Raw genomic sequence first — 8,720 nt, 5'->3', positions numbered from 1 at the left:
AATAAGTGAAAATCAGTTAGAATTTATTGGTGAAGGTAGTTTACGTCAGTATCAGACTATTTTACGCTCGGTAGCGTACCAAAATTCCAGCGATAATCCTCAATCCACGTTCTTAACGTTTGAATTTCAGGCTACCGATGAGAATGATAGCGTTAGTAACTTGGCTTCGCGAGTGCTTAGCGTGGTACCAATAGATGATAGTACGATACTTACCTCCTCTGAGCCTAAATTGTTAAGTTACGTTTTAGGAAACAACGCGGCACCTTTTCATTCATCTTTAATAATTACAGATGTAGACAGCGACAGTCTCACTCAAATGATTGTTTTTTTTGAAGTTGGCTACGATTCTGCAATAGACAGTATTTTGGTTAGCGTACCGGAGGGTATGACCGTTACCTGGAACGAAGCGCAAGGTCGCCTAGATATAACAGGTAAAAATTCATTAGAAAGTTATCAAGCAATAGCTCGCTCGCTGCTTTATCAATCCACCGCAGAAGAAGTGCAAGTCAGTCGGCAAATAGCAATACAAGTATTTAATGATGTAACGCCCAGTAATACCTTATCGCGAACCATCCAATTAATAGAGAATACTCCACCTACGGTAGCGAGTTTTGCTAGAAAGCTTGTGCAAAATGGGAGCCTAGGATTTACAACTGCTGATTTTTCAGAAAACTATGCCGACCTAGATAATTCTCCCGTAGCCAATCAATTTGGTAGCCTCCGGATAGTTACTTTACCTTCTCAGGGCGTTCTTACAATAGCCAATGATACGATTACCCAAGCTGAAGTCGATCAATCAGTGGGTGGGTTTTTCTTAAGCTCTCAAGATATTTCTGAGTTACTCTACCGTCCGTTCGTAGATTTTTTAGGAGCGGATCAATGGGCTTGGAACGCCTTTGATGGAGCTGAAGTAGCAGATGATAGTGCTTTAGTTGCTTTGACTGTTGTGCCCGCTCTATCTATTAATCTTGCCGACTCGATTGATATTTGTCCTGGCGAAACCGTAGAATTATCGGTGGAAGTTCTGTCGGGTGAGGCCCCGGTTTCCTATAGTTGGTCTTGTGATCAAGAGGATTGTCAAATTCAGTTGGCAACGAACGAGGCAGTAGTTGCTATATCTCCCACAGTAACTACCCAGTATATTGTACAAGTTACTAGTAGTGAAGGGCTAGATCGTATTCAGGATACTGTATTGGTCAAAGCAGTGGACTGTTCGGGAGTGCCTCTGGAAATTCCTTCGGCATTTACTCCCAACAATGATAATATCAATGATTTTTGGGTACTTCCTAATGCAGTAATATTTTCATCAGTGAAGGTGACGGTTTACGATCGATTTGGCAACAATGTATTTGAAAGCACGAATTATCAGAATGATTGGGACGGAACGTATAACGGTGAGGCATTGCCGGCGGGTAGCTACTACTATACAATTGTATTGCCTCGCGAATTAAAAGATTATTCAGGAACTGTAACGCTGTTACGATGATAAAAAAAATTTACTATATAATAAGCTTACTTACCTTTGCTGGCTTGATGCTATTGGCTCAACCTGCTTCGGCCCAACAGCTTTTTCGATTAACGCAATATTTTCAGAACCCAATAGTCATGAATCCGGCCACTACTGGTATTGAAGGCTTTATGGATTTGAAAGTTGGTTACCGCCAGCAATGGTCGGGATTAGACGGAGCTCCTGAGACCTACTACATCAGTGCTCACGCTCCTTTGCGAGCAAAATCATCATCGTCCAGCTTTCATAATAATTCATTACGCATTAGTAACCCATCACTTTACGATCAGTTTGATGCGAACTCTCGCTACGGTGGAAGTACCGTAAAGCATGGGTTAGGCGGGTACATCACTAGTGATAACCAAGGAATATTTGCGCAAACTTCCGGGTTTATGTCGTATGCATCGCATTTGCCAATTGGTAATCGCTTAAGGTTAGCTATTGGTGTATCAGCGGGGGTGACTAACCAGCAAATTGATGTATCCAGTGTTACCGTTATTGAACCTGATGACCCTACATATTTGGCGTATCGGAACCAGCAAGGACAGGTTACTAATTTTGATCTGAACGCCGGGATGTTTCTTTATAGTGATCTGTTTTATGTAGGGTATTCTGCTGCCCGAATTCTACAAAACAACCTATATAATGATAGCGAAATTACCGCTCAGCAACAGCTTACTCACTTTGGTATGTTAGGATTACGGTTACATCTATCAGAAGCACTTATGTTATTCCCAGGGGCCTACATTGGTTACGATGGAGTGAGTCCATTAACTTTTGACGTAGGAGCTCGGATTAAGTTAGGGGATGTAGTTTGGGCAGGCTTATCGTACCGAAACACCAATACAGTTGCGGGAATGGCTGGGGTATTTATTAATAATACCTTCAATATAAGCTATTCCTATGACTACGGACTTAGTGGAATTAACAACTTACAATCAGGTATTCATGAGATAACTTTAGGAGTAGTATTATTTAACTCTCGCCAAGTGTCTCCCTATCTGTGGTAGTGTAAAATATGCAATCTATGAAACAGTTTTTAATATATTGTGGATTTGTGTTACTGGTAACTCACCAAACGGTCTGGGGTCAGACAATGTATTTTGATGAGCCAGTAGTATTAAATGATACTATTAACAGTGGTGCCGAAGAAAGTTATCCTATGTACTCTTCTTCTGATAGCACATTATATTTTGTTCGATCGCTCTATGCTCAAAATACAGGTGGAGTACGTTCGGGGCAGGATATTTGGTATGCCAAACAGCAACCGAGTGGCGAATGGGCCGAACCACTTAATAACTTAGAAACATTAAATAATCAAAATAATAATGCGGTAGTTGGCATAAGCCAAACAGGTAATACGTTGTATCTACTAAATTCTTATCAATCAGAAACAAAGGAGCTGCCCGGTATTGCATTTAGCTTCGGAATTGATCAGAGTTGGCGTCAACCTAACGACATAAACATTCCTGGACTAGAAGAGAAGATAGGTGACTTCTACGGAATTTACGTTGCCCCCACAGAAGATCTGGCAATAGTTTCCTTACAAACAGAATCATCGAAAGGAATGGAAGACTTATACGTTACGGAAAAGGATCTTCAAACCGGAGAGTGGAGCAAATTGATACATCTAGGCAAAACAATTAATACGGAAGGTTATGAAATATCTCCATTCTTATCCGAGGATAAAAAAGCTCTCTTCTTCGCTAGTAACGGACATCCCGGCTACGGAAATACCGATATCTTTGTGAGCTATCGTCAGGATACTTCATGGACGAATTGGAGTGAACCAGAAAACCTGGGTGATGGTATTAACTCAGCTGGTTTTGATGCCTACTTATCAATGGCGAATAACGGACAGGTATTTTTTGTAAGTAATCGTTACGGGAGTTCAACGGATATTTATCAATCACGCATTATTAGCCGAGAAGAGCGAGAGCAACAAATGGCTAGCCGAGTCATTAGCGGACCGGGTACTGGTGTTGTACCCGAGCAAAACCGTAGTGCCGAAGAAACTGAGCTTGATGAAGAAACTCGAGCCTTACTAGAAGAAACCCAGGCTCTCCTTGATGAATTCAGAAAAGCAAATAATGATGGAGGTGATTCCTATGAATCAGGTAGTAGTACTACTGAGCCAGAAAAATCGTTTGATGAAAACACGGTTTTCTTCAATCTTAATTCAAGCGAGCTACTACCAACGAGCTATTCTGATCTTAAAGGGTCAGTTGACCTACTGCAAGAGAACCCCAACTTGTACGTAGAAGTGGTAGGCCACGCTGATGATTCGGGTGGTAAAGATTATAATCTGAAGTTGTCAATTGAGCGGGCACAATCCGTCAAGAAATTTCTGCTGAACCAAGGAGTAGAGGAGAGACGTATTATTACTTACGGGAAAGGTTCAACTCAACCAATCACCAATAATAGTAGCCCCGACGGGAGAAAGCAAAACCGAAGAGTAGTTATCGGTTTTGGTCAATAAAACGGACGATAGCGTCTCTTTCAGATTAAATTTAGTGTTACAAAGCCTGCTTAGTTTAAGGTTGAGGTTGAGTATTATCATCTTTGAGTAGCCTTCTAAGAATTTTGCCCACATTCGACTTTGGAAGCTCGTCTCTAAACTCAATATAGCGAGGAACTTTATAGGCAGTCATATTCTCTTTACAATACGCTTTTAATTCATCTTCCGTGAGTGATGCATCTTTTTTCACCACACAAATTTTTACCACTTCCGAAGATCGGGGGTCAGGTACCCCAATTGCTCCAACCTCCAGCACCTTCGCGTGTCCGGAAACAACCTCCTCTATTTCATTCGGATAAACATTGAAGCCTGAAACATTGATCATCTCTTTTTTTCGATCAATTATTTTGATAAATCCATCTTGATCCATTACTCCAATATCGCCAGTTTTGAACCACCCATCTTTTGTAAATACTTTCTCAGTTTCATCGGGCCGATTCCAATAGCCGGGCATCACTTGCGGCCCCTTCGCGTAAATCTCACCGGGTTCTCCAATAGCTACTTCCTCCCCTTCATCATTAACGAACATTAGTTGGGTGCTGGGCACTGGTATACCAATAGTGCCAATACGCTCTTGTCCGCTAACAGGTACGTTTGATGTTAGCACCGGAGAGGTTTCCGTTAGGCCGTAGCCTTCGGCCACCGGTACTCCGGTTTTTTCTTTCCATCTATCGGCTACGGCATGTTGCATCGCCATTCCTCCGGCACTGGCTACCTTTAAATGAGAAAAATCTACCGTATCAAAATCAGGGTGATTCATCATACCATTGTACAAAGTATTTAATCCGGTAATCACCGTGAAAGGATGTTTTTTTAGTTCCTTAAGAAACCCTTTCATGTCTCTCGGATTAGTTATCAACACGTTCTTTGCTCCGATTTTCATCATAGAAAAACAGTTGACTGTCAGCGCGTAAATATGATAAAGTGGTAAAGCCGTAATCATGGTTTCTTCAGCCTTATTTAGTCCAACTGACATCCAGGCCGAAATTTGCTCCATATTAGCAATTAGGTTGGCATGAGTTAGAATTGCGCCTTTGGATACACCGGTAGTTCCTCCCGTGTATTGTAAGAATGCAGTATCCTCTCCACTGAGTTCAACCCTTGTAAATGTGCGCTTCTTTCCTTGTTTAAGTGTATCATTAAAAGAGAGAGAAGTTGGTAGATTATATTTTGGAACCATTTTCTTTACGTACTTCACTACTGCATTCACAATAGTTTTCTTCAGTCCACCCAATTGATCACCGATTTCGGTAACAATTACGTGTTTAATAGATGTTTCAGAAATAATTTTTTCCAGATTATACGCGAAGTTTGCTAGTATAACAATTGCTTTTGCACCTGAATCAATAAACTGATGTTTCATTTCCCGAGCAGTATAAAGCGGGTTAGTATTAACCACAATCAGGCCTGCTCGCAGTGCCCCTAACATAGCAATAGGATACTGAAGTAAGTTAGGCATCTGAATGGCAATCCGATCTCCTTTTTTCAGCTTTAAATCATGCTGTAAGTAAGCCGCAAAATCTCTAGACAATTGGTCAAGTTCGTTAAAGGTAATTGATGCTCCCATACACTCAAAAGCTGTGCGGGGTCCAAATTCTTCAATACAGTGATCAACAAAATTTGTAAGGGACTCATGTTGTTGAGGATTTATTTGCTGAGATATTCCTTCAGGATAGTGTTGAAACCAAGGAGATATTTGATCTTCCATATTTATAGGGCTGGTTAATAATTATTTATTAATTTTAACGAAAATTACTGACGTAAATTAACAAATCCTTAAGTAAAATAGAAAAAAGAATGTTTAGTGAGGGGAAATAAAAAAAAGGTCATGAATAATCATAACCTTTTCCAGAAACAACATTAACCCAAAAATAAAAAGCTGTAGGGGAAGGAGTCGAACCTCCACGGAGCGGTTAGCCAGCCTGAGGCGGGTTTATTCCGTTGTCTCCACCCTCGAGACGGGAGGGCATGGCTGCCAATTTCATCACCCTACAGTGTAATAGCTGAGCAGCTTTCTTATTCTTAGCAGAAGCTAAATTAGTAAGTTCCGCATAAATTTAAAAAATATTTAATAAATTTGGTAAAAATTTATATCTATCGTAATTTAACACCTAAAATATTAGATCAAACCTAATTTCCATCACCAAAATGAGTAAAAATTTAGAAATTGATAACGTGGATCTTAAAATCCTTGCTTTACTGTCAGATGATGCTAAAATCCCCTATACCGAGATCGCTAAAAAAGTATACGTATCGGGTGGAACCGTGCACGTTCGTATGCGAAAAATGGAAGAAATGGGTATTGTGCAGGGCACTACCCTTAATATGGACTATTCTAAACTGGGATATGACATCACCGCTTTCCTAGGAATCTATTTAGAAAAGAGCTCTCTATACGATAGCGTAGTAAATGAATTGAAGAAAGTACCTGAAGTTGTAAAAATTCATTATACGACCGGAAACTATAGCATCTTTATTAAAATTCATTGCCGCGATACTAAACATCTGCGCGAAGTGTTGCACGACAAAATTCAGCGAATTGAAGGAATTGTCCGCACGGAAACTCTTATATCGTTAGAAGAAAGTCTAAACCGCCATATCCAACTGGGTGATTAATTTCTTTTTCTTAAAAACCGGGTAGGTTTTGTAACTGTGCTTGTTTAAATTCGTTCTAAATTAGGAGGTAAACTAGCAATCGTTTCTACTAAATTTACCAATTTTTCAGGGAACGTTTCTTGGTGTGGAACGTTACCCAATTAAGAATTAAACAAACTATTTTCTGATGAGCAAAGACAATCAAATTCTAGAAGAATTTACCCAATCTGATTATAAATATGGATTTGAGTCTAACATTGAGCAGGAGTCAGCTCCGAAAGGCCTCAATGAAGATACTATCCGGTTTATTTCTGCGAAGAAAAATGAGCCAGAATGGTTGTTGGAGTGGCGATTGAAAGCGTACCATCACTGGCTTACGTTGAAAGAGCCGACTTGGCATAATGTGTCTTTTCCTCAGATTAATTATCAAGATATTATTTACTACGCAGCTCCAAAGCTGAAGGTAAGCCCTAAAAGTCTGGATGAGGTAGATCCCGAGTTGCTGGATACTTTTAAGCGATTGGGTATCTCATTAGAGGAGCAGAAGCGATTAACCGGAGTAGCGGTAGATGCGGTATTTGATAGTGTATCAGTAGCTACTACTTTTAAAGATAAACTGGGAAAGCTTGGAATTATTTTCTGCTCGTTTAGTGAAGCGGTTCAAGAGCATCCCGAACTTATAAAGAAACACATTGGATCAGTGGTGCCTCCTGGAGATAACTACTATTCGGCTCTTAACTCAGCGGTTTTTAGTGACGGTTCTTTCTGCTACATCCCGAAAGGGGTACGTTGCCCAATGGAGCTTTCTACTTATTTCCGTATCAATGCTGCAAATTCCGGACAATTTGAACGAACGTTGATTGTAGCGGAGGAAGGCTCCTACGTGAGTTACTTAGAAGGTTGTACCGCCCCAATGCGTGATGAAAATCAGCTTCATGCGGCGGTCGTTGAGCTATACGCAGCTAAAGATGCTGAAATCAAGTATTCTACAGTTCAAAATTGGTACCCTGGTGATAAGAACGGTAAAGGTGGAATATACAATTTCGTAACCAAACGAGGCATTTGCGCTGGAGATAATTCTAAAATCTCTTGGACACAGGTAGAAACCGGTTCCGCAGTTACTTGGAAATATCCTAGTTGCATCTTAAAAGGTGATAACTCTATCGGTGAGTTTTATTCGGTAGCCGTTACCAATAATCATCAGCAAGCCGATACTGGAACTAAGATGATCCATATCGGAAAAAACACTCGTAGTCGGATTGTTTCAAAAGGCGTATCGGCGGGAGTAAGTCAAAATAGTTACCGAGGTTTAGTTAAGGTAATGAAGCGAGCTGATAATGCTCGAAACTTCTCTCAGTGCGACTCTTTACTAATGGGCAATCAATGCGGTGCGCACACGTTTCCCTATATAGAATCAGACAATAGCTCGGCGCAGATTGAACACGAAGCTACTACTTCTAAAATTGGCGAAGATCAGATTTTTTATTGCCTACAGCGCGGTATTAGCGAAGAAGATGCGGTTGCGCTTATTGTTAATGGCTACTGTAAAGAAGTGCTGAACCAACTTCCGATGGAGTTTGCCGTAGAAGCTCAAAAATTATTGGCCCTTACCTTAGAAGGAAGTGTAGGTTAATTCCCCTACAGCCATTTAACTAAATATTTGCAAATTAGAAGGGCAGATGTTGGAGATCTAGTGAAGATCATTCTACGTGAGCTTCCCTTCTAATTTTGTTGCTATAATTCACTAACTGCTATGTTAAAAATTAACGGACTACACGCAAGAGTAGAAGAAAAAGAAATACTTAAGGGCATTGATTTAGAAGTGAAACCTGGTGAGGTGCACGCTATTATGGGACCCAATGGTTCGGGCAAAAGCACATTAGCCTCAGTATTGGCCGGACGAGAAGATTTTGAGGTAACTGATGGCTCGGTGCAGTACATGGGACAAGACCTGTTAGAGATGGAGCCAGAAGAACGAGCTAGAGAAGGCATTTTTCTGGCATTTCAATATCCGGTAGAGATTCCTGGAGTGAGTACCACTAACTTCTTAAAAACAGCCGTAAATCAAGTACGTCAGCATAAAGGAAAAGACCCGTTAGA

7 protein-coding genes are annotated in these 8,720 nt (G+C 40.7%); 6 read left to right on the top strand and 1 reads right to left on the bottom strand.

The features are described from left to right. The 3 genes from WBA23_RS02180 to WBA23_RS02170 form a co-directional block, all read left to right on the top strand. On the top strand, positions 1–1,486 hold a 1,486-nt coding region (locus WBA23_RS02180; protein ID WP_424580602.1), incomplete at its 5' end, for a gliding motility-associated C-terminal domain-containing protein. Then, positions 1,483–2,517 (top strand): PorP/SprF family type IX secretion system membrane protein, encoded by a 1,035-nt coding sequence (locus tag WBA23_RS02175; protein WP_424580601.1) that lies wholly within the window; start codon positions 1,483–1,485, stop codon positions 2,515–2,517. The genes WBA23_RS02180 and WBA23_RS02175, both read left to right, overlap by 4 nt. Positions 2,518–2,534: 17 nt before the next feature. Next, positions 2,535–3,986 carry an OmpA family protein gene (locus tag WBA23_RS02170; RefSeq protein ID WP_424580600.1) on the top strand — a complete coding sequence of 484 codons (1,452 nt, stop codon included), beginning with the start codon at positions 2,535–2,537 and terminating at the stop codon, positions 3,984–3,986. A 55-nt stretch (positions 3,987–4,041) separates the two neighbouring features. Here the strand turns inward: WBA23_RS02170 and WBA23_RS02165 are convergent, their stop codons facing one another. Beyond that, complete coding sequence (locus WBA23_RS02165) at positions 4,042–5,733, bottom strand: AMP-binding protein (protein WP_424580599.1); 1,692 nt, start codon at positions 5,731–5,733, stop codon at positions 4,042–4,044. A gap of 440 nt (positions 5,734–6,173) precedes the next feature. On the opposite strand from WBA23_RS02165, the gene WBA23_RS02160 reads away from it, so the two are divergent. The 3 genes from WBA23_RS02160 to WBA23_RS02150 all read left to right on the top strand — a co-directional run. Further along, positions 6,174–6,641, top strand: coding sequence for an Lrp/AsnC ligand binding domain-containing protein (locus WBA23_RS02160; protein ID WP_424580598.1), 468 nt, complete (start codon positions 6,174–6,176; stop codon positions 6,639–6,641). A 166-nt stretch (positions 6,642–6,807) separates the two neighbouring features. Next, positions 6,808–8,253 (top strand): Fe-S cluster assembly protein SufB, encoded by a 1,446-nt coding sequence (gene sufB / locus WBA23_RS02155; protein WP_424580597.1) that lies wholly within the window; start codon positions 6,808–6,810, stop codon positions 8,251–8,253. Positions 8,254–8,373: 120 nt separating this feature from the next. Beyond that, the coding region (locus WBA23_RS02150) for an ATP-binding cassette domain-containing protein (protein WP_424580596.1) at positions 8,374–8,720 on the top strand (347 nt) is incomplete at its 3' end.

The organism is Tunicatimonas sp. (genome assembly GCF_049647865.1).
In the GTDB taxonomy this organism is placed as follows: Bacteria; Bacteroidota; Bacteroidia; order Cytophagales; family Cyclobacteriaceae; genus Tunicatimonas.
Note: the sequence above shows the minus strand (reverse complement) of the source record. Positions and strands in the feature narration are given on the sequence as shown.